Annotated in this window: 2 protein-coding genes; both read left to right on the forward strand. The window is 41.3% G+C overall.

Features of this window, described 5'->3' with window-relative positions; genetic code table 11:
- Positions 1-451, forward strand: a 451-nt coding sequence (locus PX484_RS22820) for a RuBisCO accumulation factor 1 (protein WP_353853259.1), incomplete at its 5' end; no start/stop codon positions are given.
- A gap of 247 nt (positions 452-698) precedes the next feature.
- A partial coding sequence (csaB, locus tag PX484_RS22825; protein WP_288105653.1) for a polysaccharide pyruvyl transferase CsaB occupies positions 699-1,473 on the forward strand: 775 nt, incomplete at its 3' end.

Below are 1,473 nucleotides of genomic sequence, written 5' to 3' on the forward strand. Positions count from 1 at the left end.
TCGTTTACAGGATGAGGACGAATTAGCCAGAATTATTCCTTTAGTAGGAAGATTTCCGGTGACGGTAACTGATATAAAACACACAGAAAGTTTGAGCGTCGAGGAACCTTTTCGACTGGTAACGGTGGGGGATAAACAAACAATCGTGCCTCTCCCCGGTTGGCAAGCAATTCTCAAAGCGATCGATCCTGTAGCGATTTTATGGCCTAGCGATCAATTACCTCGATCGATTGCCACCAGGTCTGAGGAAGTGTTATTAGTCATCGATCGAGTTTTGGCCGAATGGGACGTGAACAATTATTATCTAGTGGAGAGGGATAATTCTGTCTTTTTACAATGGTTTGATAGTTCCCCCGATGTCACCATACTAGGTGAATTGATCTTGATTTTAAGAGCAAAAAATATCCTCGATGAAAACAACATCACCGAACCCTGGCAAATGGACGACTAAATCAGTGATCAGTGATCACTGATCACTGATCAGGTTTAAGCTATTAGTTATGAGTGGGAACAAGAAAATAGATATAGCAGTTTTCATCAGAATGAGGTATGAGCAAGGAGCTTAAACCCTTTGTTGGCAAAACTTGTCGATACCTCAGTAACGTGAAAAGCACTATAAACTGATAACTGATAACTGATAACTGATAACTGATAACTGATAACTGACAACTGATAACTGATAACTGATAACTGAATATATGCGTGCAGTAATTTGTGGATATTATGGGAGAGGAAACGGAGGAGATGAGGCATTATTAGTGTCTCTATTGCAGATGTTACCCTCAGCAATTAAACCTATTGTTTTGTCAAATAATCCCAGAGAAACCAGTCAACGTTATGGAGTGGAAACCTGTCCTAGTAGGGATTGGTGGCAAGTTTTTAAAACTCTTAAAAAAGCGGATATATTTATCTGGGGTGGTGGCAGTTTAATGCAGGATGTCACCAGTTTTGCCAGCCCAATTTATTACGGTGGTTTAATGGCTCTTGCTCAATTATTGGGCTTAAAAACTATTGCTTGGGGGCAGGGAATTGGACCATTAAATAGACCTTTTACACGTTGGTTAACCAAAAAAGTCTTAAAACAATGTAGTTTAGTTACTGTGCGCGATGATGCTTCGGCTCATTTAGTCGCTGGTTGGGGTATTAGTCCCATTGTTGCCCCCGATCCAGTATGGGCTTTAGACGCTCAATCAGTCAAGGGATTATCGGATTTACCTGCCCCAAGAATCGCCGTCAATTTACGTCCCCATCCCCTATTAACCCCGGCAAAATTAGATAAATTAACCCAAGCTTTAATTGATTTACAAACCAGTACGGGGGCGTTTATTCTCCTAGTCCCTTTTCAAAAGTCGCGGGATTTGCCCCTCTGTGAAGCTGTAGCCCGTCAATTAAGGGAAAATCATCAAATCATTAGTTTAGAGGATCCAAGACAGTTAAAAGGCTTATTTCGCGGGGTAGAAATGGTGATCGGAA

Origin of the sequence: Microcystis sp. M49636_WE2 (assembly GCF_030065375.1) — a bacterium.
Lineage (GTDB): Bacteria > Cyanobacteriota > Cyanobacteriia > Cyanobacteriales > Microcystaceae > Microcystis > Microcystis aeruginosa_C.